The sequence below is a fragment of the Bartonella sp. B39 genome (assembly GCF_053795145.1).
On record NZ_CP200036.1, the window covers coordinates 1812464 to 1838038 of the forward strand.

Sequence of the window (25575 nt, forward strand, 5' to 3'; positions counted from 1 at the left end):
TCATCGACAAAATAAAAATTTCACTGCCACCCCCTCATCCTGCACTTACGATAATAAGATTTAATAAAACTTAAAAATATTTAAATTTTTCAAAAAACAACTGTCGCATGAAAAAACTGCATATCATATAAATTCTCTTTTTATTTCAAAAACGACAACAAGCACGATAAAGCTAGGTAGAGATTTTTCACATTTAACAATTTCTACCCCTTAAAAAAGCGCGAAAGACACTGCTTACGAGATCCATGAAAAGGTTGGTAACTGTTATCATTCTCATTGTAAGAGCGGTAACGCGCACGACAAGACTTGATATGTTGTTGAGGAAATTTTTTTGCATCTAATACAGCTTTCAAGATCGTATGTTTTGTGTTTAGATGCGGTAATGCAACGAAAGCTGCCTCAGGATACCACCAGTTATCTATATATTTACGATAACCATGCCGATAATTATGATAACCCTTAAAACCGTTAAGTTCTCTACGCCCTGTAAAAATCAAAGGTACTGCACTCTCTTGAACAAAAGCTTGAGGAACCACTTTAGCTTCAACATCACTCTTATTTTGCACCAAATTAACAATATTGGTTGTTACAATGAAAAAACTGCCAACGAATATAAGAGCCAAAGTATAATATAATTTTTTTTTCATACACATAACGCAAATCTCAACATTACAAAATCAAAACACGGTTACAGAAAATTTTTTTACTGCCAGAGAGAAAAAAATTCTTTTTTTTTGAGACATTCTTTTGCTCTTTGTATTAAACGTTAAACTTTGCAATAAGATCCTTCAAAAAAGAATGGATAAACAATGATTAAAACTCCCTATTATCTTATCGATAAATCTAAACTCATAAGGAATATGGAAACCATCACACACTTACGAGAAATGTCCGGAGCAAAAATTTTGCTTGCTTTGAAATGTTTTGCAACATGGAGTCTATTTGATTTAATGTCTGAGTTTATGGATGGAACCACATCATCATCCCTTTATGAATTACGTTTAGGAAGAGAAAAATTTGGCAAAGAAACCCATGCTTATTCAGTTGCGTGGGCAGATCATGAAATTGATGAAGTCTGTGGCTATGCAGATAAAATCATCTTTAATTCCATCCAACAGCTTCGACGTTTTGCTAACGTTACCAAGACCATCCAACGAGGCTTGAGGTTAAATCCAGGAATCAGCGCATCCAATTTTGATCTTGCAAACCCTTCCCGCCCTTTTAGCCGCTTAGGCGAAACCAATCAAAACGCCATAAAAGAAGTTCTACCCCTCATAAATGGTCTGATGATCCACAACAATTGCGAAAATGCTGATTTTAATCTCTTTAACCAAATGCTGAATCACATGGAAGAAAAATTTGCAGAACTTTTCTCTGCGGTTGACTGGATAAGCCTTGGCGGTGGTATTCATTTTACCGCTGAAAATTATCCTCTAGAAACTTTTGCAAAACGCTTAAAACATTTTTCAAAAACCTATGGTGTTACTATTTTTCTAGAACCAGGAGAAGCCGCTATAACAAAAAGCACCACACTGGAAGTAAGTGTTCTTGACACATTGTATAATGAAAAAAAACTCGCCATCGTTGATAGCTCCATTGAAGCACATATGCTTGATCTTTTAATTTATCATGAAAATGCCAAATTAGAACCCAATCAAGGTCCCCATGAAATTATGGTCTGCGGAAAATCCTGTCTTGCTGGTGATATTTTTGGAACATTTTATTTCCCTGAACCCCTTAAAATAGGTGATAGGCTATCTTTTCAAGATACTGCGGGTTATACAATGGTTAAGAAGAATTGGTTTAATGGCGTTGCAATGCCTGCCATTGTTATCAAAGAATTTGATGGTACACTAACACTTCAACGCCAATTTAGCTATAATGACTATCAGAGAAGCCTTTCATAAAAAATAACCATTAAAAAACGTCGTAGAACACTGTTAAAAAGGAGATAAACCCCACAATGAAGAAAAACATTCTCATTATTGGTGCTGGAGGTGTTGCACAAGTTGTTGCGCACAAATGTGCTCAAAACAACGATATTCTCGGTGAGATTCATATTGCTTCACGGACACTCAAAAAATGTGAAGCCATCATTGCATCCATTAAAGAAAAAAATACAATGAAAGAACAAGGTGTCCTCAAGGGACATACACTCAATGCAATGAATGTAGAAGAAACTGTAAAACTCATCCAAAAAACAAAATGCGAAATTGTTATTAATGTTGGTTCCGCTTTTCTTAATATGTCTATTCTTTCAGCTTGTATTGAAACCAAATGTGCCTATATCGATACCGCAATTCATGAAGACCCTTTGAAAATTTGTGAAACACCTCCTTGGTATGGCAATTATGAATGGCCTCGACGTCAAGAATGTGAAAAAGCTGGTATAACCGCTATTTTAGGAGCAGGCTTTGATCCCGGTGTTGTAAATGCTTATGCAGCATTAGCACGCGATGATTATTTTGATACAATCACCGATATTGATATTATTGATATTAACGCCGGAAATCACGGACGTTGGTTTGCCACCAATTTTGATCCAGAAATTAACTTTCGAGAATTTACAGGACAAGTATGGTCGTGGCAGAATAAACAATGGACTTCCAATCAAATGTTTGAAGTCAGCCATGAGTGGGATTTACCAGTTGTTGGAAAACAAAAAGCTTATATGACAGGACATGATGAAATTCATTCGTTATCCAAAAATCTTGATGTTCAAAATATCCGATTTTGGATGGGATTTGGTGAACGTTATATCACTGTTTTTACCGTACTGAAAAATCTAGGACTCTTATCCGAACAGCCTATTAAAACAGCAGAAGGCCAAGAAGTTGTTCCCTTGAAAGTTGTAAAAGCCGTCTTACCCGACCCAGCCTCTTTAGCATCAGATTATACAGGAAAAACCTGTATTGGAGATCTTATAAAAGGTGAAAAAGATGGAAATCCAAGGGAAGTTTTTATCTATAATATAGCCGATCACAAACAAGCTTTTAACGAAACCGGTGCCCAAGGCATTTCTTATACAGCTGGTGTACCAGCAGCAGCAGCAGCCCTTCTCATTGCCACCGGTCCATGGGATGTTAAAACCATGGTTAATGTAGAAGAATTACCACAACATCCCTTCTTAAAATATCTCGATCATATGGGACTTCCCACCTATATAAGAGAACAAAAAGAAGAGAAAAAATTACAGTTTTAAACTTTTGATATATCAATGACAGATAAAGAAGAACCGCCACATACAAGGCGGTTTTTCTTAAAACATACAACACACAAACAATAAAAACATCTTTTAGGCTTTTTTAAGAAGCATCATAGAGTGCTAAAAACGCGTCTAGATATGAAGCGGTTTAGCAAATGTTGCTAAAGCTGCTTCCCGCACTGCTTCTGATAAGGTAGGATGCGCATGGCAACAACGCCCAAGATCTTCTGATGAACCACCAAATTCCATCAAAACTGCAATTTCGTGAATCATCTCACCAGCTCCAAAACCAAGAATATGTCCACCTAAAACTCGATCTGTTTTTTTATCGGCAAGAATTTTAACAAATCCATCACTTTTTTGCATCGCACGTGCACGTCCATTAGCCATGAAGGGAAATTTGCCAATATTGTAATCAATTCCAGCAGCTTTAAGTTCTTCTTCTGTCTTTCCTACACTGGCAATTTCCGGTTGTGTATAAACAACACTAGGAATGACATCAAAGTTAACATGTCCTTTTTGACCTGCCAAAATTTCAGCCACAGCAACGCCTTCTTCTTCCGCTTTATGCGCCAACATCGGCCCTTTAACGACATCACCAATCGCATAAACTCCTGGAACATTGGTTTGCCAATTCGCATCCGTTACAATAAAGCCACGCTCATCCAACTGGATACCAGCTTCTACCAAACCGAGACCTTCTGTGTATGGAGAACGTCCAGTAGCAATGAGCACGACATCAGCCTCTAAAGTTTCAGATGCACCGCCTTTAACCGCTTCAAAACTCACTTGAGCCGTCGAACCAGACTGCGTAATAGCTGTTACTTTTGTACCAGTCTTATATTCAATCCCTTGTTTTTGCATTATTTTCTGGAACTGCCGTGAAACTTCACCATCCATTAATCCTAAAATTTTATTAAGATATTCAATAATGGTAACTTTAGCACCTAAGCGGCTCCAAACCAAACCAAGCTCCGAACCAATAACACCAGCCCCAACAACAATCATGCGTGTTGGTACTTTTTCAAGTGCGAGCGCCCCTGTGGAAGACACAATAACCTTTTCATCAATTTCAACATTCACACCTGGAATGCCAGAACTCTCTGACCCCGTAGCAATAATAACATTCTTTGTTTCAATCGTTTGTTTACGACCATCCCTAGCAAGGACTTCAATTTGACCCACACCTAAAATTCTAGCCGTACCAAAAAAAGTGTCAACTTTATTCTTTTTCATCAAAAAAGAAACACCACTGGTATTGGCCGTTACAACAGCTTTTTTATGCGCCATCATCTGCTCAAGATTAAGCTTAGATTTTGAAATAGAAATACCAAGTGTTTCAAAACCATGCTGCGTTTCAGCAAACACTTCCGAAGCATGTAATAATGCTTTAGAAGGAATGCAACCAACGTTGAGACATGTGCCACCCAGTGCCATACGCTTTTCAATAATCGCTGTTTTAAGCCCCAGTTGCGCTGCTTTGATTGCTGCTACATAACCGCCTGGACCCGCTCCAATCACAACAACATCATAAGACATCCGTTTTTCCTTTCATCCTGAAAACTTTATTTTTACAAGTCAAGAACAAGGCGTTCCGGATCTTCCAAACTTTCCTTAACACGCACGAGGAAAGTCACAGCTTCTTGCCCATCTACGATACGATGATCATAAGAAAGTGCCAAGTACATCATGGGTCGGATCACAATTTGACCGCCAACAACCATTGCTCGTTCTTTAATCGCATGCATTCCCAATATACCAGATTGTGGTGCATTCAAAATCGGCGTCGACATTAACGACCCATACACACCTCCATTGGTAATGGTAAAAGTTCCACCTTGCATATCAGAAACTGCTAATTTTCCATCACGAGCAAGACGACCCAGACGGCCAATCTCTTTTTCAATTTCTGCCAACGACATCTGATCTGCATCACGAACGACCGGAACGACAAGTCCTTTATCCGTTCCAACAGCAATTCCGGCATTGACATAGTTTTTGTAAACAATATCTGTTCCATCAATTTCTGCATTAACAGCAGGAAGTTCTTTTAGTGCATGACAAACAGCCTTGGTAAAAAATCCCATAAAACCGAGCTTAACACCATGTTTCTTTTCAAAAAGATCCTTATAACGCTTGCGCAAATCCATCACCGCAGACATATCAACCTCATTAAATGTGGTTAACATTGCTGCTGTATTCTGTGCATCTTTAAGACGGCGCGCAATTGTTTGACGTAATTTCGTCATACGAACCCGTTCTTCACGTATTTCCTGAACAGGAGCAGCTGAAGAGCTGGATATAGAGGTAGGTGCAAAATTGGATGCAGAAACAGGAGGAGCAGATACTTTCGTTCCTTGTTCTACAACACCAAGAACATCTTCTTTAAGAATTTGTCCACGTTTTCCAGAACCCGAAATATCGCTTTTTGCAATATCGTTTTCAGCCATCAATTTTGCGGCTGAAGGAGCAGGAGGCATTTTACTGCTTGAAGAAGACTGCTCCAATTCAGATGGAGCTCCCGGAACAGGTGTAGCAGAAGGCAAAAATGACTGGGAAACACCAGCTGCTCCAGCTTCAACCGCCCCTAAAAGCGCATTCACTTCAACCGTATCGCCTTCTTTTGCAATGATTTCAGATAATTTTCCTGCGACAGGCGAAGGAACCTCAACTGTTACCTTATCAGTTTCTAATTCAACCAAGGGCTCATCCATAGCAACAACTTCACCAAGCTTTTTAAACCATTTGCCAACTGTTGCTTCGGTAACCGATTCGCCCAAAGTAGGAACACGGATTTCAGTAGTCATAATATTTTTCCATACATCAGAGTAGTAATAAATTAAGAACCTAATGCGTCTTCAAGAAACGCAGCAAGTTGTTCAAGATGTTTCACCATCAACCCCGTGGCCGGTGATGCACTTGCAGGACGCCCTGCATAACGTGCACGTGAATATTGCGCATTAATATGCGTCAAAACCCATTCTAAATAAGGTTCAATAAATGACCAAGCCCCCATATTCTTTGGTTCTTCTTGACACCAAACAACCTCTGCCTGCAAAAATCGCGACAATACATCCACCAAAGCTTTTGCAGGAAAAGGATAAAGCTGCTCAACACGCAGCAAATAAACATTATCAATGCCTCTTTTTTCACGTTCTTCATAAAGATCGTAATAAACTTTGCCCGTACAAAGAACAATACGGCGGATTTTATTGTCTTTCTGTAATTTAATGGCGGAGTTTTTGAGACATTCCGCATCATCAAGCAACAAGCGGTGGAAACCCGTTTCCAATCCCATTTCACTTAGAAAAGAAACCGCCCGCTTATGACGTAAAAGTGACTTTGGTGTCATTAAAATCAACGGCTTACGAAAATCACGTTTAATTTGCCGACGCAAAATGTGAAAATAATTTGCAGGGGTTGTACAATTAGCAACCTGCATATTATCTTCTGCACACAATTGAAGGAAACGTTCTAAACGTGCTGAAGAATGTTCCGGCCCTTGCCCTTCAAAACCATGAGGCAATAAACACACAAGACCAGACATACGGAGCCACTTACGCTCTGCAGATGAAATAAATTGATCAAAAATGACCTGTGCACCATTAGCAAAATCACCAAACTGCGCTTCCCAAAGCGTTAATCCTCGTGGTTCAGCAAGAGAATATCCATATTCAAAGCCAAGAACAGCTTCCTCAGAAAGCATAGAATTAACAACTTCATAAAGCCCCTGCCCCTTTTGCAAATGGTTCAAAGGAATATAACGAGATTCATTCTCTTGATCATAGAGAACTGAATGACGTTGTGAGAAAGTTCCACGTTCGACATCTTCACCGGAAAGGCGAACTGGTGACCCTTCTAAACATAATGAACCAAAAGCTAAAGCTTCAGCTGTTGCCCAATCAATTCCTTCACCGGTTTCAAACATTTTAGCACGGTTGCTTAAAAAACGCTGAATAGTTTTATGAACATGAAAATTTGATGGAATTTCGACAAGCTTTTGTCCAATTTCCTTTAAAGTCTTTAACTCAACCCCCGTTTTTCCAGAGTGTTGTTCATCAGTGTTACTGAAAGCTTTGAGCCCCGTCCAACTCCCATCAAGCCAATCAGCTTTGTTAGGCTTATAAGAAGCACTCGCTTCAAACTCAACTTCAAGCTTATCGCGCCATAGCTTTTTTTGCTGTTCAATCTCTTCTGAAGCAATCACCCCTTCCTCAACTAACTGGTCGCTATAGAGCTGAAGAGTGGTTTTGTGATTACGGATCGCCTTATACATAAGCGGCTGTGTAAAGGAAGGCTCATCGCCTTCATTATGTCCATAACGACGATAACAGAACATATCGATAACCACCGGTTTATGGAAAATTTGACGAAACTCTGTCGCTACTTTTGCAACAAAGACAACAGCCTCAGGATCATCACCATTTACATGAAAAATTGGCGCATCAATCATTTTTGCCACATCCGATGGATAAGGCGAAGAACGCGAAAAACGTGGATCCGTTGTAAACCCAATCTGATTATTTATAATAACGTGGATAGAGCCTGCAACACGGTAACCTTTAAGACCTGAAAGGCCAAAAGTTTCTTGGATAACACCTTGTCCTGCAAAAGCAGCATCGCCATGAATAAGTAGCGGCAAAACTTTCGAACGCTCACTTAATGGGAGTGCATCAGTGTGCGTAGGGCCCAAAAGTTGGTCCTGTTTAGCACGAGCCTTGCCAATAACAACCGGATCAACAATCTCAAGATGAGATGGATTGGCCAAAAGCGATAAGTGAACTTTTTTACCATCGAATTCAAGATCAGCTGAAGTTCCTAAATGATATTTGACATCGCCTGATCCCTCTACATCATCGGGCTTATAAGATCCCCCTTTAAATTCATGAAAAATAGCCCGATGTGGTTTTGCAAGAACTTGTGAAAGAACATTTAAACGGCCACGATGAGCCATTCCTAAAACAATTTCCTGCACGCCCAGAGCACTACCGCATTTAATAATTTGTTCAAGAGCAGGAATCAGCGCTTCACCACCATCAAGTCCAAAACGCTTTGTTCCTTTATATTTTGTATCTAAAAACTGCTCGAACCCCTCCGCCTCAATAAGCTTATTAAGGATAGCTTTTCTGCTTTCCTTTGTGAAATCAATTCGATTATTTGATCCTTCAATACGTTCTTGAAGCCATACCTTTTGAGCAGGATCAGAGATATGCATATACTCTACACCAATTGTTGAACAATAGGTACGATTGAGAATTTCAAGCATCTGGGGAATGGTTGCATACTCAAACCCTAAAACATTATCAATAAAAATGGGACGCTCATAATCAGCAGGAGTAAAACCGTAAGCTTCTGGAGAAAGTTCTTTATAGTCCTCGAGTTTTTCCGCCAATTGAAGAGGATCAAGCCGTGCACGAAGATGCCCACGCGCACGAAAAGAACGAATCATCATGAGAGCATGAACAGAATCACGCGTTGCGCGAATAATATCTTGTTCATCAGAGATTTTTCCTTTTTGCGCAGCACTCGTTGCTGCTTTTTCTTTCAATTTATCACCAACATGTTTTTCAAGAACAGACCAATCGCCATCGAGAGCAGAAACCAATTCTCCATTTGCCTTTAACGGCCAATGATCACGTTGCCATGTTGCCCCTTCAGCATTTCTGAGAACATCTTCTTTTTTATCATGAAGGTTTTCAAAAAAAGTACGCCACTGTGAATCTACGCTGGCGGGATCTTTTTCATATTCGGCATAGAGTTGATCTATATAACCCGCATTTCCACCATATAGAAATGACGTTTGCGCAAAAAGACTGTTTATCTCGTCCTGCCTTGCCATACACCTCTCCGGAACATCTATTCCGTCTCCTTATATTTTTCCCAACCTTTAATGCTTATAAAGCAAACGAGGGCAAAAAAATTCAAAAAAGTTTTGTCTTTTTATATCCCATATTTCATCCGAATAAGGATAAATTCTTATTCAGATGAAGTTTTTTACCCTTTCAAAACTGACATTAAGGTCTTACCTATCTGTGATGGTGAAGGAGAGACCCGAATCCCTGCCGATTCCATCGCAGCGATTTTATCTTCTGCCCCACCTTTACCACCAGAAATAACAGCACCAGCATGCCCCATTGTGCGTCCTGTAGGTGCTGTACGACCAGCAATAAAACCAACCACTGGCTTTTTACGACCTTTTCTTGCCTCATCTTGGAGAAACTGTGCTGCTTCTTCTTCAGCGGAACCACCAATCTCACCAATCATAACAATAGACTGGGTTTCATCATCAGCTAAAAACATTTCCAACACATCAATAAATTCAGTGCCCTTAACAGGATCGCCACCAATACCAATAGCTGTTGTCTGTCCAAGACCTTCATGACTGGTTTGAAAGACTGCTTCATAAGTTAAAGTTCCCGACCGCGACACAACCCCAACAGAACCTCTTCTGAAAATAGAACCGGGCATAATACCAATTTTACATTCATTTGGTGTGAGAATACCAGGACAATTAGGACCAATAAGACGTGATTTCGATTTCTCTAATCTCGCCTTTACTTTAACCATATCCATAACAGGAATGCCTTCCGTAATACAGATAATCAAACGAATCTCGGCATCAATAGCTTCTATAATAGCTGCTGCTGCCCCTGCAGGAGGAACATAAATAACGGAAGCATCTGCATCTGTCTTTTCTTTTCCCTCCGCAACACTGGCAAAAATAGGAAGAGTTTCACCTTTTGAGCCTTCCCATATTTCATTACCCTTTTTAGGATTAACGCCACCAACCATTTGCGTACCGTAATAAGCAAGCGCTTGTTCTGTATGAAACGTTCCTGTTTTGCCTGTAAGCCCTTGAACCAGAATTTTTGTATCTTTATTCACAAGAATCGACATAGCTTAAGCTCCCTTCACGGCTGCAACGATTTTTTGAGCAGCATCATCTAAATCATCAGCGGGAATAACGTTCAAACCACTGTCACTGATAATCGCTTTACCCTGCTCAACATTCGTGCCTTCAAGACGAACAACCAAAGGAACCTTTAAACCAACTTCTCTAACGGCAGCTACCACACCTTCAGCAATAACATCACAACGCATAATACCACCAAAAATATTGACCAAAATGCCTTTAACATTCGGATCAGCAGTGATAATTTTAAAAGCAGCCATTACCTTCTCTTTTGAAGCACCACCTCCAACGTCAAGAAAATTTGCGGGCTCAGCTCCATAGAGTTTGATAATATCCATTGTTGCCATAGCGAGACCCGCACCATTGACCATGCAACCAATTGTGCCCTCAAGGGCAACATAAGCCAGATCATGCTTTGATGCTTCGATTTCTTTTGGATCTTCTTCTGAAAGATCGCGCAACTCCAAAATATCCGAGTGACGGAATAAAGCATTATTATCAAAAGAAACTTTCGCATCAAGAATGCGCAAACGGCCATTTTTCATCACAATAAGCGGATTGATTTCCAGAAGACTCATATCTTTTTCACAAAACACCTTATAGAGAATTGGAAAAAGCTTTTCACCATCTTCCCGTGCATTATCGTGCAATTGCAATGCATCACAAAGCCTTGTGCAATCGGCAGAAGTAACGCCCTGTTCAGCATCAACGGGCAGAGTTAATATTTTCTCTGGTGTCTCTTCAGCAACCGTTTCAATATCCATTCCCCCTTCCGTTGAAACAACGAATGCGACCCGACCAACGCTACGATCAACCAAAAGTGAAAGATAAAGCTCTCGTTCGATATCAGCACCATCCTCAATATAAAGACGATTGACCTGCTTACCCTCTGGACCTGTTTGTTTAGTTACCAAAGTTTTACCAAGCATTTCTTGGACATATGTAACAACTTCTTCAACGGATTTTGCAAGGCGAACACCACCCTTTGAATCAGGACCAAGTTCTTTAAATTTTCCTTTACCACGGCCACCAGCATGAATCTGGCTTTTAACCACATAGAGTGGTCCAGGCAACTTTTTTGTCCATTTTTCAGCTTGCTCCACAGAATAAACAGCAACACCATTTGCAATTGGTGCCCCATATTCATGAAGCAGACGTTTGGCCTGATATTCATGGATATTCATGCATTTGTCCTTTTCTTTTACGGATCACTTTTATTAATCCTCAAATCCTAATATTTTAAAATACTCTATTGTAATGAACAAAACCTTGCTCAATTTATTTGAGACTAGGCACAAGAGCAATACAAGCTTCACAAAGTTTTTGCACCGCATTCACTGATTTCTCAAAAGCAGCTCTTTCCTCTTTATCGAGATCAATTTCAATGACTCGTTCAACACCGCCCGCACCAAGCACGACGGGAACACCAACATAAGCATCCTCAACCCCATATTCCCCTGAAAGATAAGCAGCGACAGGGACAACACGCTTAGTGTCCTTCAAATAAGCTTCAGCCATAGAAACAGCAGAAGCTGCTGGTGCATAAAAAGCAGATCCTGTTTTTAACAAACCGACAATTTCTGCGCCGCCATCTCGGGTACGCTGAATAATTTGATCAATTTTTTCCTGTGTTGTCCAGCCCATTTTTATAAGATCAGGCAAAGAAATACCACCAACCGTTGAATAACGCACGAGAGGAACCATTGAATCACCGTGGCCCCCTAAAACAAACGCTGTCACATCTTTAACAGAGACCTTAAATTCCTCAGATAAGAAATGACGAAAACGCGCTGAATCAAGAACACCAGCCATACCAACCACTTTATGTGTAGGAAGACCTGAAAATTTCTGCAATGCCCACACCATTGCATCAAGAGGATTGGTAATACAAATAACAAACGCTGAAGAAGCGTATTTTTTGATCCCAGCTCCAACTTGCTCCATCACCTTTAAATTAATATCCAAAAGTTCATCACGGCTCATACCGGGTTTTCGCGCAACGCCTGCTGTTACAATAACAACATCAGCACCTTCAATTGCTTCATAAGTATTAGCACCTTTTAAACTGATATCAAAACCATCAACAGGTGAAGATTCGGCGATATCCAGGGCCTTACCTTGTGGCACACCTTCTGAAATATCAAATAAGACAACGTCACCAAGTTCTTTAAGCCCAATTATGTGTGCCAAAGTCCCACCAATCATACCCGAACCAACAAGAGCTATTTTCTTTCGTGCCATTTTATTTCTTCCTAACGTTAGATAACTCGGCGCGCATTTACCGGCGCCAGTATACTGAATATTTTCTTTGACCTCAGCCCAATTTTCAACACTATTATCAAAAGGAGAAAGATACGAAACTCACCAAATTTCTCTCCTCATAAAAGCAAAAATCCTCCAAGAAAACAGCTATGAGAAAATTACCATTCTGTATCGATAAAGTGAATTTTAAAAAAATACAACAGAATTATTACACTTCTTTTGAATTCAAATAGTTATTGTTTTTACTGTTTACGTAAAGGTAAAGTTATGATCAATTTTTCCCTTTCAAAAGAAAACGTTCTGCCCAAATTTTTAAATAATCTTGGCTTTGCATTTCAAAAAGACGCGACTGTGTTCTCTGAAACTCAAATGTTTCCGTCGTCTGCGCACGCCCTTTGTATAATCCATCAAACCTTGCAGCAGCTGACATAAATAATCTTATGTGGCGTTCATAGAGGACATCAATAAGTAAAATGAACCGTTTGGTTTCATTGCGGCACGCATCATCCATCACCGGCACATTATCAACAAAAATTGTATGATAACGCTCTCCCAAGGCTAAATACTCAGCCGCCGCTAAAGACTTTGCACACAAATCTTGATAATCAAAGCGGGCGCAACCTGCTCCAGAGCGCGGAATATGAACAAGGCGACCTCTTATCGAAAGTTCATCAGATGTTTCCTTGTGTCCTTGCAACACCAGCGTCCATGCCTGATCCATGCGTTCATTTGCTTCCAACCCCAACGGCGACACATACACCTGTTGTAGATTTGATTTTTCAAGGCGATAATCTGTTTTTGCATCAAGATTAATAACGCGAACATGTGCTTTCAGAACTTGGATAAATGGCAAAAAGAGCTCTCGGTTTAAACCGTTATAATAAAGATTATCTGGAGCAACATTTGAAGTCGCAACAAAGAAAACCCCTCGATCAAACAAAGCAGAGATAAGGCGCCCCAATACCATAGCATCAGCAATATCTGTTACACTAAATTCATCAAAACAAAGTATCTGCGCTTCTCGTGCAAGATCTTCCACAACAGCTAAAATAGGATTATTTGGTTCAGCTTTTGCATCTTTTGATGCTTGACGATAAACATTAATGCGCTCATGCACATCAGCCATAAAATCGTTAAAATGAGCACGCTTTTTACATTTCTGCGGCAAACAAGAAAAGAACAAATCCATCAGCATGGTTTTGCCTCGTCCTACATCACCATAAACATACAGTCCCTGAAAAGGATCATCACCTTGTCTCGAAACACGAGAAAAAGTTTGCTTTTTTTTCTTGAAAAAACGCCAAAATGACCAAGAACGAGAAACATCTTGTTCTATAATATATTGTAACAAATGATCAAAATGCTCTGTTAAAGCCAATTGAGCCGGATCAAAACTGATTTCTCCTTTGGGCACCAGTTCCTTATAGCGCGTTGACACTAAAATCATCAAAACAACCTTTTTTCAATCCGTTCTCAATGAAAAATACAAGCTTCCTTCACAAATCTGTACACATATCCCTTATTTTTTCATAAACGGCTAAAAACGTTCTAACGGCTTAAAACAACCGGATGATCATCAAGTGTACGTCCCTCAAAGCGACCAACATTGGAAGAATAAAGAGCAACGATAACACGCCCTGAATTATTATAGAAATATAGTCTTTTTCCTTTAACAGCCCACGAATTCACCTGAGAAACAATTCCTGGACAATGTAAAGGACCAGCACGAAACCCTTGACCAAATTTCGTTTGTGGTGTTGCAATTCGACAAACTTTACCGCCTACAGAAAGATTCCACACCCCAGCAATGCTTGCGGGAAACAAATCAACAGCAGTACTTGGTAATTCGAGACTAGCCATTCGTCCATCACTCTGGGAATCCCCTTTCTCATACATTGAAGCGTCTGCTGCTTCAGATGCCAATGAACGAGAAGACGACACATCAGACATTACTTCTGTTGGTATTTGTTGAAGTGGATAAAAAACTTCCAGTGTGTTGCCACTATCATTACTGTCAAACCGCGATGTTGAACATCCGCTTAAAAGTGTTGCAGTTAACAGTGCAACGAAAAACGAAATTTTTGAAAATGACATATCAATACTCTTTCCCACGACAATAAATAAGCTTACTCAAAGAGATGAATGAACGTTTGTTATATGATATTTTATAAAGATAAATTAACAAATCAAAAAAAACAGTGAAATTTATCTATTTTAAATGATAAAATAACTTTTCACTCAATTTTATATTCATTAAACACTGGAAATTTATAAGATTTTCAGTCATATATCTTTTGTGGGCAATCACTAAAAATAGAGAAATTTTATGAAAACACCATTCAGTAAAATGAACGGTCTTGGAAATCAAATCATTGTTGCTGATATGCGTGACAGTACGTGTGCGCTCACAACACGAGCAATTCTTGCCTTAGCAGCAGATCCCCAAACACATTTTGATCAAATTATGGCTATCCATCCATCTAGCAAAAATAAAGCTGACTTCCGCATCGAAATATGGAACGCCGACGGGTCAATGGCCAAAGCCTGTGGTAACGGAACCCGTTGCGTCATTGCTTGGCTTACAGACCACAATCTCGGTGAAACTTTTCGATTGGAGACACCCACTGGAATTATTGAAGGTAAATGCCAAACAGACAAACTCATCTCTGTTGACATGGGATGCCCAAATTTCAATGCACAAGAGATGCCTGTTTCACGTGAAATAGTGGACACCAATCATGTAGAACTTACCGCTGGTCCTTTAAGGGATGCTTGCCTTGTATCCGTTGGTAATCTCCACGCTATTTTTTTTGTTGAAAATGATATTCAACATATTCCATTAGAAAAGTATGGACCAAAGCTTGAGTATGATCCCCTTTTTCCAGAACGATGCAATATTTCCATTGCTTATGTCACGTCAAAGAAAAGCCTAAATTTACGCACATGGGAGCGAGGCGCTGGATTAACGCAAGCATGCGGCAGTGCTGCCTGTGCAAGTGCAGTAGCTGCCTATCGGCGTGGACTCACACAACGCCATATTGATGTGAACTTACCAGGAGGAAAATTGAATATTTTTTATCGAGAAGACGATCATATTATTATGACAGGTCCAGTTAAATATGAGTTTAGTGGTTTTTTTAACTCTTTAACGGGGAACTATAAAAAGGATCACTTTTGATGGCTATAGAAATAGTAACTTTTGGTTGTCGACTCAATAGTTACGAAACAGAAATCATACGCAAAGAAAGTGCTTCTTCAGGGCTAGATCAGCTTAAAGATGGTGCTATTATCTTTAATACCTGCGCTGTTACTGCCGAAGCTGTGCGACAAGCAAAACAAGCTATCCGCAAAGCAAGACGTGAAAACCCTCACGCACGCATTATTGTCACAGGGTGTGCCGCACAAACAGAAGGGAAAAATTTTGCCTCAATGACAGAGGTAGATCTTGTTTTAGGAAATGAAGAAAAACTTCATGCGCATTCTTACCGTCAACTTCCTGATTTTGGCATCAACCATTCTGAAAAATTGCGTATCAACGACATCATGGAGGTGCAAAAAATTGCTCCACACATGGTAAGTTCAATGGAAGAGCGTACCCGTGCCTTTGTACAGGTACAAAATGGATGTGATCATCGCTGTACATTTTGCATTATTCCTTATGGTCGCGGGCCATCACGCTCAGTTCCCATGGGTGCTGTCGTTGAACAAATTAAACAACTGATAGGAAATGGTATTCAAGAAGTTGTTCTAACTGGTGTTGATCTCACAAGCTATGGTCACGATCTCCCTGGAAAAGCAACCTTAGGAAAATTGACTTCAACCATTTTGCATCACGTGCCTGATTTGCCTCGATTGCGTCTTTCATCGATCGATTCTATTGAAGTAGACGAAGAACTCGTCAATCTTTTAGCCTATGAAAAAAGAATAATGCCCCATTTGCATTTATCCTTGCAAGCAGGTGATAATATGATTCTAAAACGAATGAAACGGCGACACTTGCGTGAACATGCAATTCAATTTTGCCAAGATTTGCGCGCCAAACGTCCTACAATGGTTTATGGCGCTGATTTAATTGCTGGTTTTCCCACTGAAACAGAAGAGATGTTCCAAAATAGTCTCGCTCTCATCAATGACTGTAATTTAACACACCTCCATGTCTTTCCTTTTAGTCCAAGAGAAGGGACACCTGCCGCACGTATGCCGCAAATCAATCGTAGTGTGGTCAAGATGCGTGCAGAAAGGTTACGCAAAGCGGGGGAAGAAGCTTATCAAAAACATCTTGCTCTCTTACAAAATAGTCAGCAAACAATTCTTGTTGAAAAAGATGAAATCGGACGAACGGAAGATTATACTCTTGCAAAAATTAAAGGTGCTAAAACTGGAACAATTGTTCAAGCTCTTATCGTTGATCACGATGGCGATAAATTGATTGCTACTCTCCAAAAATTGAACGCAGCCTGAGCAGGGAACCCTTATGACAAAATCTTTTATCAAAAAAATATTCTCTTTTAACAAATATAAAGAGCCGCAATTGCAACAAATTCCACCTCATGATGAAACCGATAGAGTAGAAAAAAATAAATCAAAAAGTGAAATTATAAAAAACGATTGCTCCCTCATAGATGTTGAAAAAGAAGAACAAACAGAAAGCCAAAATACAACATCCGAAAACTACAGTGAAAAGACACAGCTTTTTGAATCACATTCTAGCAAAGTAATTGTCACGAATACAATCAGTGAGAAACAAACTGAAGAGCTTTCTCCTATACCTTCTGTTGAACAAAAAAAGGCAGCATGGTTTGGACGTCTAAAAAGAGGATTAGCTCTTTCCTCACAGCGCTTAAGTGAATCCATAAGCGACCTCTTTGTTAAAGGAAAGCTTGATGAAGATACGTTGCAAGAGCTAGAAGATATTCTTATTCAAGCAGACCTTGGTGTGGAAACAGCTGCACGCATCACCGATACTTTAGCTTCCAGTCGTTACGAAAAAAACCTATCTCCAGATGATATTCATATCGTCGTGGCTAACGAAATCAAAAAAGTGCTAGAACCTGTTGCGCTTCCACTAGAACTTGATCTTAACCATAAACCTCATGTTATTTTGCTTGTAGGTGTAAATGGAACAGGAAAAACGACAACTATTGGAAAACTTGCAGCTAAGCTAACCGCAGGAGGACTAAAAGTTATGCTGGCTGCTGGTGATACGTTTCGCGCTGCAGCCATTGAACAATTACATATTTGGGGTAAACGCACAGGAGCACCTGTTGTTTCAACAAGACTAGGTGCAGATGCTGCCAGCTTAGCATTTGATGCTTATGAAAAAGCCAAAAAAGCAAACAGTGATGTATTGATCATTGATACAGCTGGGCGCCTACAAAATAGAACTGAACTGATGGATGAATTGGCAAAAATTATTCGTGTTTTAGGGAAACACGATCCTAAAGCACCACACACAATTCTTCAAACGCTTGATGCAACAACTGGGCAAAATGCGCTCAATCAAGTGAATATTTTCCGCGATATTGCCGGCGTTAATGGTTTAGTTATGACAAAACTCGACGGTACCGCACGAGGAGGAATCCTTGTTGCCATCGCAGAAAAATATAAATTACCTGTTCATTTTATCGGTATAGGAGAAAATATTGAGGATCTTCAACCTTTTTCTGCTTCTGACTTTGCTACAACCATCACAGGAAAACACGCATGAAAAAATCTTCTTTTAGATCTAATTCTTATAACAACAAAAATTTGAAAAATATCAATGGCAATCAAAAATCTGATTTTTCACCAACCATAAAATTTCTCTTGGAAATGGGGCCATTAGTTGTCTTTTTTCTGGCCAATTATAAGGGCGAATGGTTGTTAAATAATATCGGACTTTTTAAAAATTTTAGTAAGCCTATTTTTCCTGCAACAGCTATTTTCATGGTGGCCATCATCGTTGCTCTAAGCTTATCATGGATCCTTGCACGAAAAATTCCCGCAATGCCTCTTATTTCAGGAATATTTGTTATAGTCTTTGGATTTTTAACTCTTTGGCTTCACGATGATACTTTTATCAAAATGAAACCAACAATTATTAATAGCTTATTTGCGCTCATCCTCTTTGGTGGTATGTGTTTTAAAAAACCACTTTTACGATATGCGTTTGACTCTACTTTAAAACTTGATGATTTAGGATGGCAAAAACTTACCTATCGTTGGGCATTCTTTTTCGTTTTTCTTGCTCTTTTGAATGAAGCCGTTTGGCGCAATTTTAGTGATAATTTTTGGACCAGCTTTAAAGTATTTGGTGTTATGCCCCTAACAATCCTCTTCATGCTTATCCAAATGCCCCTTATCCTTAGGCATTCACAAGGACTTTTTACAGAAGGAGACAAATCTGATTCTTAAACATAACTTGTCCATAACTCTAGATTTTTTTGTAGATTTATGGCTGCACACTGTTCATGGGGAAAAGATATGTTAATTGAACAGTTCATCTGTCGAAAAGATAACTTTGGTGTACTCATTCATGATGAAAAAAGCGGCTACACAGCTGCAATTGATGCACCTGAAAGTGAAGCGATTCATAACGCCTTAAAACGCCGTAACTGGACACTCCAGACTATTTTTGTAACTCATCATCATCACGACCATGTAGAAGCACTGGAAGAGTTAAAACAAGTTTATAAGGCTGTCGTTATTGGACCAGAAGCAGAGAGAGAAAAGATTAATCATCTTGATCAAACACTTCATCCTGATGAAAGTATTTTCTTTGGCACGCACCCGCTTTTAGCTCTTTCAACACCTGGTCACACTTTGGGCGCATTATCTTATTATCTCCCTAAAGAAGGTATACTCTTTGCTGGAGATACACTTTTCTCACTCGGTTGTGGACGTCTTTTTGAAGGAACACCTGCTCAAATGCTCAACTCTTTAAAAAAGCTTCGTCAACTTCCCGATAAGACACGTCTCTATTGCGGTCATGAATATACCAAAAACAATGCTCTTTTCGCATTAACACTTGATCCACATAATCAGAAACTTCGTCAAAGAGTAGAAGAAGTTTTTTTGCTACATGCAAAAAACACTATGACTTTACCAGTAACCTTAGGGCAAGAAAAAGTTACTAATCCCTTTCTTCGCTGGGATGACAGTATGTTGCGAAGAAGCCTTGCAATGGAAGAAGAAACAGATGAGGCCGTCTTTGCTGAAATTCGAAGAAGAAAGGATAACTTTTAAACCATGTTTAAGTTCGTATCACGTTTGTTTCTCCTTTTTCTTTTTGTAATGCATACCCGACTAACAATAGCAAATGAAAAGGAAACAAACAAAAAATTTGAGTTTCCGCATGTTATTGCAAATTACGCCTTAACAGAAGATTTTCTTTTAAAAATGGAACAAATTACGAAAAAAGAGTGTGAGAACCTATCACAAGATTCAAAAGCATCCAATATCCCATTTAGCAGTAACATTAAAGAATTCGCAGCTTCTATTTCTGATCAACCAAAACTAATGAATATTTTAAAAAACAATGACATCACGCCTAGAGATTTTGCTGTTGGTTACAATGCTCTTGAAACAACATTATTAATAATACTTTACGAAAATTCTGAAAAAGAAGATACTTTTTTTGATAAAAAAAATACTGTAGTTTTGGACAATTTGGAATTCGGTAAAAAACATATGTACAGAATATGGACTGCTGTGAGCAACATTTATAACTGTTTTATTTTGAAAAATTGATTAACTTCGCAAACGAAGAAGTTTTTGCTGAAATTCGAAAAAGAAAGGATAACTTTTAACAATGTTTAAGTTTGCATTACGTTTGTTTCTCCTTTTTCTTTTTGTAATACATACTCAACTAACAATAGCAAATGAAAAGGAAATAAACAAAAAATTTGAGTTCCCACATGTTATTGCAAATTACACCTTAACAGAGGATTTGCTTTTAAAAATGGAACGAATTACGAAAGAAGAGTGTAAAAATCTATCACAAGAGTCAAAAGCATCCAATACTGAAAAAGCATCTGATATTGAAATTGAATACGACAACAATATTGAAGGATTCATAGCTTCTATTTCTAATAAACCAAAATTAATGAATATTTTAAGAAAAAATAATATCACACCTAAAGATTTCGCTATAGGAATCCTAGCCTTTCAAGCAACGTTAAAAATGCTTTTAGTTCCTCTTGACGTTCTCAAAGAGGAGGGGTTTTCTTTTGATGAAAAAAATACTGTAGTTTTAGATAATTTGGAATTTGGTAAAAAACATATGTATAGAATGCTTGTTATTTTAAAAAGGCGTTGTAAATAGAATTCGTACTACTTTGAACAAATGATTAAATTTGCAGACGAAAAAGTCTTCGCTAACGTCCGGAAAAAAGGATAAATTTTGATCGTTTTTAAATTGGCATTGTGTTTGCTTTTTCTTTTCCCTTTTTTAACATATGTTCAAATAACAATGGCAAGGGAACGGACAATCAATTTGTTCTCTCTCTATCAGCAATCTAAATATCATTGTAAATATCCTTTAACAGAATATTTCCTCTCAAAAATAGAATAACTGAAACAAAAAAATTAAGGATTTACCTCAAGATCTAGAGGCATTAAATACAGAGAATAATCACAGCATTGAAAGACTCATTTCTTCTATTTCTGCTAGATCAAAACTAACAGATCTTTTAAGAAAACATAATCTCTCACCTAAAAGATTACGTTATTGGTCTCATGGCTATTCGAACAACTTTAGCTGCAATAATAGCCTTTGAAGATAAAAAAATACTGTATCTTCAGATAATTTAAATTTCAATCAAAAATATATCGATAGAATTCGTGCTATTTTAGACAATTAATTAGTTTTGCAAACGCCGGCAAATATCATCTAATTGTTCTAGTGAAGAGTAGCGTATTTTTAAATCACCACCTTTTTTGCCATGCCGAATAGTCACTTTCATTCCGATTACATCTGCAAGTAATTTTTCTAAAGATTTTGTTTCTGTATCTTTCTCAACAGCAGTTCGTTTTTTGACTTTTGGATTTGCCTGTTCATATGCAAGTACTTCCGTTTGGCGCACAGAAAGCCCTTCACGAATAATTTTTTCGGCTAAATCCTGCGGATGATCAACAGTGATAAGACAGCGTGCATGACCAGCGGAGAGCTGCCCATCTGTTAAGAATTGTTGTACTTTTTGTGGAAGTTTTAACAAGCGAAGCGTATTAGCAACATGACTGCGACTTTTTCCAATAACTTGCGCTAAATCTGCTTGCGTATATCCATGTTCATTCAGCAAAATCTCATATCCCATTGCTTCTTCGATAGGATTAAGATCGGCACGTTGAACATTTTCAATAATTGCCAATTCCAAAGCGGTTTTATCATCTACATCGCGAACAATGACCGGTAATTTACTTAAATTTGCTTGCTGTGCAGCACGCCAACGCCGTTCGCCAGCAATTAATTCAAACCGATGAGGATTATCACGTGACGGTCTTACAATAACAGGTTGAACAACACCGTGCTGGCGAATTGATTGTGCTAAATTATCAAGTTCTAAATCGGTAAAATGGCGTCGCGGATTATGTGGATTGCACGAAATAGATTCAAGTGGAACAAATCGTTCAGAAACAGGAGAAACTACATTGGACTCTGTAAATTTATCAGTATTTGATGAACGTGTAAGATCGTTGTTTAAACTGATATCTCCAATTAATGCCGCTAATCCACGACCCAGTCTTTTTTTTGATTGATCATCATTCATAATTTTGCTCTTTGAGTTTTCTTACAAAATTTTTTACATTTTTAAGCAGCGGCGCGTGCTTGTTTTTCGCGCTGAATTACTTCCGATGCTAGACGTAAGTAAGCTTGACTACCAGCACATGTTAAATCATAAAGCAATACTGGTTTACCGAAAGATGGAGCTTCTGATACCCGTACATTTCGTGGAATAACAGTGCGATAAACTTTATCTCCCATAAAAGAACGTACATCTTCGACAACTTGATTCGAAAGATTATTACGCCCATCATACATCGTTAGAACAATACCCTGAATTTCTAGAGATGGATTAAGAATAGATCGTACTTGCTTTACTGTTTCAAGTAATTGGCTTAAACCTTCAAGTGCTAAAAACTCACACTGCATTGGTACTAAAACAGAATCTGCAGCACCCATGGCATTAAGTGTAAGAAGATTAAGAGACGGAGGACAATCAATGAGAATATAACTGTATTTTTTCTCCATCTTTGGATCATCACAGAGAGCTTTACGTAATCGTTGTATGCGATCTTGTGAGGAAGCAATTTCCATTTCTACACCTAAAAGATCAAGTGTAGAGGGTACAATATAGAGATTTGGAACAGCTGTTTTCAAAGCAGCTTGTGTGACAGAAATCCCTGAAATAAAAACATCATAAGAGGATAAAGGACGGCTATTACGATCAATTCCCAATCCTGTACTTGCATTTCCTTGCGGATCAATATCCATAATGAGAACATTTTCACCAATCGCTGCTAAAGCTGTTGCAAGATTAATTGCAGTGGTTGTTTTACCTACTCCACCCTTTTGGTTTGCAATAGCGATAATTCGTGTTTCGCTCATTTTGCCTTACCCTCTATATGATCGAACATGAGAAATTTCTAAAATAACAGAATTTTCATCAATTTTACTCTTATGTTTTAGCAGATCGAAGCGCCAATTGGCAGAGGCAATTGTTATTTCTTTAGAGTAATCCCTACCTTTTTGCAAAAGAGCTATTGTTTTTTTTGTTAACAATGGAAAAACAAGCTGTAAGAGATCACTTAACGGAGCTAATCCTCTCGCTGTTATAATATCCGGTATTCTTATTTTTTCATAAACATCCTCAATTCTACAATGATGAACTACTGCAGGAAGACTAAGTTGAGCAATGACTGTTCGCAAAAAAGCTACTTTTTTTCCATTGCTTTCAACAAGATCAATATGCCCTACTTTTTTTTCTTTCATTAAAATAGCAATAACAATTGCAGGAAATCCTCCTCCTGATCCAAGATCACACCAATACAGAAGATCGCTGTGTAAAGGATATATCTGCGCAGAATCCAAAATATGACGTTTCCATAAAACTGGTATTGTCAAATTAGATACTAAATTAATATGCGTATTCCATTGTATTATTAAATTTTCAAATTGTATTAAATTCTTCATCGTTTCACGTGAAACAGAAGGAATAATATTTAAGAGTGCTTGATATTTTTCTTCCGTGGAAATATCCATTAAACTGATTGAGCCTTTTCACGTTTTTGACGTTGAATATAAGTGATAATGAGCGACAATGCTGCTGGTGTCATTCCATCAATTTTTTGTGCATCAGCGATTGAACGCGGTGATATTTGTTGAATTTTTGTCTTTAGTTCATTTGAAAGACCTGATATTGATTGAACATCAAGAGAAGAAGGTATTTCTAAACGTTCATCTCGCTGAAGAGCAGCAATATCTTGTGCTTGTTTTTCTAAATAAACTGCATATTGTGCTTCAATTTCTAAGGATTCAACAGTTTTAGAATCAATTGACTTTAATTGTGGCCAGAAATGTAAAAGACGTTCTATAGTCATATGGGGATAAGAAAGAAGATCATAAGCCGAACGCCGAATTCCATCGTGATTTATCTGTAATCCACGAGTAGAAGCTTCACTGGGAGTTAAAAAAAGTTTTTGGCAGATTGATCGCGCCTGATCAAGACGGTGCTGTTTTTGCTGATAACAATCCCAACGTATTTTACTGACAATACCCCATTGCTGTGCCAAAGGAGTTAAACGAGTATCAGCATTATCAGAGCGTAAAGACAAACGAAATTCAGCACGTGATGTAAACATTCTATAAGGTTCACAAACTCCTCGCGAAACTAAATCATCTATCATAACACCAATATAAGCTGTAGAACGACTTATAAGTATTTCATCTAACCCTGCAACCTTACGGGCGGCATTCAATCCAGCTAAAAGCCCTTGAGCCGCAGCTTCCTCATATCCTGTTGTACCATTAATTTGTCCAGCTAAAAATAACCTTGGTAAAGAACGCAACTCTAAAGTTCTCGTCAATTGTTGGGGATTAACAAAATCATATTCAATAGCATATCCAGGTTGTAAAACCTCAACATTTTCTAATCCTTCAATAGTTTTCAAAAAAGAAACTTGTACATCTTCAGGAAGAGAAGTAGAAAGGCCATTTGGATAAATAGTATCAGTATCCAACCCTTCAGGCTCTAGGAAAATCTGATGTCCATCACGTTCTCCAAATTTAACAATTTTATCTTCAACAGAAGGACAATACCGTGGTCCTAACCCTTCAATATTTCCAGAATATAAAGCAGATCGATGAATATTCTCACGAATGATTTGATGTGTTAGCGTATTTGTACGTGTTATTGCACATTCAATTTGCGGCTGTTCAATTTTTTCTGTTAAAAGAGAAAAGGGCACAGGATATTCATCAGCTTGCTGTTTTTGAAGATATTCCCAACGTATAGTTTTTTTACTAAGACGAGCTGGAGTTCCTGTTTTTAATCTTCCAAGATTTATATTATAATTTTTTAAGCGTTCAGCAAGCTTGACACTTGACTTTTCTCCTATCCGTCCAGCAGCACACCTCTTATCCCCAATATGAATAAGACCATTTAAAAATGTCCCCGTTGTTAAAACAACAGCACCAGAAAAAAAATTTCCTTGATTTTTTAAAACAACACCTGAAATACAATTATCTTTAACAATCAGATCAACAACTTCATCTTCAACGAGAATGAGATTATCTTGTTCTTGTAAAAGTTTTTGAATTGCTTTTTTATAGAGTTGTCGATCAGCTTGCGTACGAGGTCCTCTTACTGCTGGTCCTTTGCGTCGATTAAGAAGCCTAAATTGAATTCCAGCAGCATCCGCTGCTTGTCCCATGAGACCATCCAAAGCATCTATTTCACGAACAAGATGTCCTTTTCCAAGCCCACCAATAGCAGGATTACATGACATCGTTCCAAGTGCTGATATTTTATGTGTAACAAGAGCTGTCTGCGCACCAGCACGCGCTGAAGCTGAAGCAGCTTCACAGCCAGCATGACCACCCCCAACAACGATAACATCATATAACTGCATCTGAATTCATTCCATAAAGAACTATTCTAAAGTTTCACGTGAAACAAGATATAAAATACATAAACTTTTAAATCTGTCTATTAAATAA

The 25575-nt window shown here is 38.4% G+C and carries 22 protein-coding genes; 9 read left to right on the forward strand and 13 right to left on the reverse strand.

Features of this window, described 5'->3' with window-relative positions; all coding sequences use genetic code 11:
• Positions 1-203 precede the first annotated feature (203 nt).
• The gene (locus V4P57_RS08310; protein WP_455466057.1) at positions 204-653 is read right to left on the reverse strand and encodes a BA14K family protein; all 450 of its coding nucleotides are present in this window, start codon (positions 651-653) and stop codon (positions 204-206) included.
• A gap of 156 nt (positions 654-809) precedes the next feature.
• On the opposite strand from V4P57_RS08310, the gene V4P57_RS08315 reads away from it, so the two are divergent.
• On the forward strand, positions 810-1907 hold the full coding sequence (locus V4P57_RS08315) for a carboxynorspermidine decarboxylase (RefSeq protein WP_455466058.1): 1098 nt from the start codon (positions 810-812) through the stop codon (positions 1905-1907).
• A 56-nt stretch (positions 1908-1963) separates the two neighbouring features.
• The gene (locus V4P57_RS08320; RefSeq protein ID WP_455466059.1) at positions 1964-3202 is read left to right on the forward strand and encodes a saccharopine dehydrogenase NADP-binding domain-containing protein; all 1239 of its coding nucleotides are present in this window, start codon (positions 1964-1966) and stop codon (positions 3200-3202) included.
• Positions 3203-3337: 135 nt separating this feature from the next.
• On the opposite strand, the gene lpdA is transcribed toward V4P57_RS08320, so the two are convergent.
• The 8 genes from lpdA to V4P57_RS08360 all read right to left on the reverse strand — a co-directional run bounded on the left by lpdA (position 3338) and on the right by V4P57_RS08360 (position 14474).
• Entirely contained in the window at positions 3338-4744 is a 1407-nt protein-coding gene (lpdA, locus tag V4P57_RS08325) for a dihydrolipoyl dehydrogenase (RefSeq protein WP_455466060.1), read from the reverse strand.
• A gap of 32 nt (positions 4745-4776) precedes the next feature.
• Complete coding sequence (gene odhB, locus V4P57_RS08330; RefSeq protein WP_455466061.1) at positions 4777-6012, reverse strand: 2-oxoglutarate dehydrogenase complex dihydrolipoyllysine-residue succinyltransferase; 1236 nt, start codon at positions 6010-6012, stop codon at positions 4777-4779.
• 32 nt (positions 6013-6044) lie between these two features.
• Positions 6045-9044 carry a 2-oxoglutarate dehydrogenase E1 component gene (locus V4P57_RS08335; RefSeq protein ID WP_455466062.1) on the reverse strand — a complete coding sequence of 1000 codons (3000 nt, stop codon included), beginning with the start codon at positions 9042-9044 and terminating at the stop codon, positions 6045-6047.
• A 155-nt stretch (positions 9045-9199) separates the two neighbouring features.
• Positions 9200-10102: a succinate--CoA ligase subunit alpha gene (gene sucD / locus V4P57_RS08340; protein ID WP_455466063.1), complete on the reverse strand. Its 903-nt coding sequence runs from the start codon at positions 10100-10102 to the stop codon at positions 9200-9202.
• 3 nt (positions 10103-10105) lie between these two features.
• A complete protein-coding gene (gene sucC / locus V4P57_RS08345) occupies positions 10106-11302 on the reverse strand; it encodes an ADP-forming succinate--CoA ligase subunit beta (RefSeq protein ID WP_455466064.1) in 1197 nt (398 codons plus the stop codon).
• Positions 11303-11396: 94 nt separating this feature from the next.
• A complete protein-coding gene (mdh, locus tag V4P57_RS08350; RefSeq protein WP_455466065.1) occupies positions 11397-12359 on the reverse strand; it encodes a malate dehydrogenase in 963 nt (320 codons plus the stop codon).
• Positions 12360-12651: 292 nt separating this feature from the next.
• Entirely contained in the window at positions 12652-13827 is a 1176-nt protein-coding gene (gene zapE / locus V4P57_RS08355; protein ID WP_455466066.1) for a cell division protein ZapE, read from the reverse strand.
• 101 nt (positions 13828-13928) lie between these two features.
• Entirely contained in the window at positions 13929-14474 is a 546-nt protein-coding gene (locus tag V4P57_RS08360) for an AprI/Inh family metalloprotease inhibitor (protein ID WP_455466067.1), read from the reverse strand.
• A 232-nt stretch (positions 14475-14706) separates the two neighbouring features.
• Between V4P57_RS08360 and dapF the strand changes: the two genes are divergently transcribed.
• From dapF to V4P57_RS08395, 7 genes are all read left to right on the forward strand, one after another.
• The gene (dapF, locus tag V4P57_RS08365) at positions 14707-15558 is read left to right on the forward strand and encodes a diaminopimelate epimerase (protein WP_455466068.1); all 852 of its coding nucleotides are present in this window, start codon (positions 14707-14709) and stop codon (positions 15556-15558) included.
• Positions 15558-16841: a tRNA (N(6)-L-threonylcarbamoyladenosine(37)-C(2))-methylthiotransferase MtaB gene (gene mtaB / locus V4P57_RS08370; RefSeq protein WP_455466069.1), complete on the forward strand. Its 1284-nt coding sequence runs from the start codon at positions 15558-15560 to the stop codon at positions 16839-16841. The genes dapF and mtaB overlap by 1 nt, the downstream gene beginning before the upstream one ends.
• Positions 16842-16854: 13 nt before the next feature.
• The gene (gene ftsY / locus V4P57_RS08375) at positions 16855-18087 is read left to right on the forward strand and encodes a signal recognition particle-docking protein FtsY (RefSeq protein WP_455466070.1); all 1233 of its coding nucleotides are present in this window, start codon (positions 16855-16857) and stop codon (positions 18085-18087) included.
• Complete coding sequence (locus V4P57_RS08380; protein ID WP_455466071.1) at positions 18084-18773, forward strand: septation protein A; 690 nt, start codon at positions 18084-18086, stop codon at positions 18771-18773. Before ftsY ends, V4P57_RS08380 begins: the two co-directional genes overlap by 4 nt.
• Positions 18774-18842: 69 nt before the next feature.
• Positions 18843-19604 carry a hydroxyacylglutathione hydrolase gene (gene gloB / locus V4P57_RS08385; protein WP_455466072.1) on the forward strand — a complete coding sequence of 254 codons (762 nt, stop codon included), beginning with the start codon at positions 18843-18845 and terminating at the stop codon, positions 19602-19604.
• A gap of 3 nt (positions 19605-19607) precedes the next feature.
• The gene (locus V4P57_RS08390) at positions 19608-20108 is read left to right on the forward strand and encodes a hypothetical protein (RefSeq protein WP_455466073.1); all 501 of its coding nucleotides are present in this window, start codon (positions 19608-19610) and stop codon (positions 20106-20108) included.
• 61 nt (positions 20109-20169) lie between these two features.
• On the forward strand, positions 20170-20682 hold the full coding sequence (locus V4P57_RS08395; protein WP_455466074.1) for a hypothetical protein: 513 nt from the start codon (positions 20170-20172) through the stop codon (positions 20680-20682).
• 538 nt (positions 20683-21220) lie between these two features.
• Here V4P57_RS08395 and V4P57_RS08400 read toward each other — a convergent pair.
• From V4P57_RS08400 to mnmG, 4 genes are read right to left on the reverse strand one after another with little or no spacing between them, the layout of a single operon-like run.
• Positions 21221-22126 carry a ParB/RepB/Spo0J family partition protein gene (locus V4P57_RS08400; protein WP_455466075.1) on the reverse strand — a complete coding sequence of 302 codons (906 nt, stop codon included), beginning with the start codon at positions 22124-22126 and terminating at the stop codon, positions 21221-21223.
• Between the two features lie 41 nt (positions 22127-22167).
• Positions 22168-22965: a ParA family protein gene (locus V4P57_RS08405; protein WP_455466076.1), complete on the reverse strand. Its 798-nt coding sequence runs from the start codon at positions 22963-22965 to the stop codon at positions 22168-22170.
• 6 nt (positions 22966-22971) lie between these two features.
• Positions 22972-23619, reverse strand: coding sequence for a 16S rRNA (guanine(527)-N(7))-methyltransferase RsmG (gene rsmG, locus V4P57_RS08410; protein ID WP_455466077.1), 648 nt, complete (start codon positions 23617-23619; stop codon positions 22972-22974).
• Positions 23619-25487, reverse strand: coding sequence for a tRNA uridine-5-carboxymethylaminomethyl(34) synthesis enzyme MnmG (gene mnmG / locus V4P57_RS08415; protein WP_455466078.1), 1869 nt, complete (start codon positions 25485-25487; stop codon positions 23619-23621). Before mnmG ends, rsmG begins: the two co-directional genes overlap by 1 nt.
• Between the last annotated feature and the right edge of the window lie 88 nt (positions 25488-25575).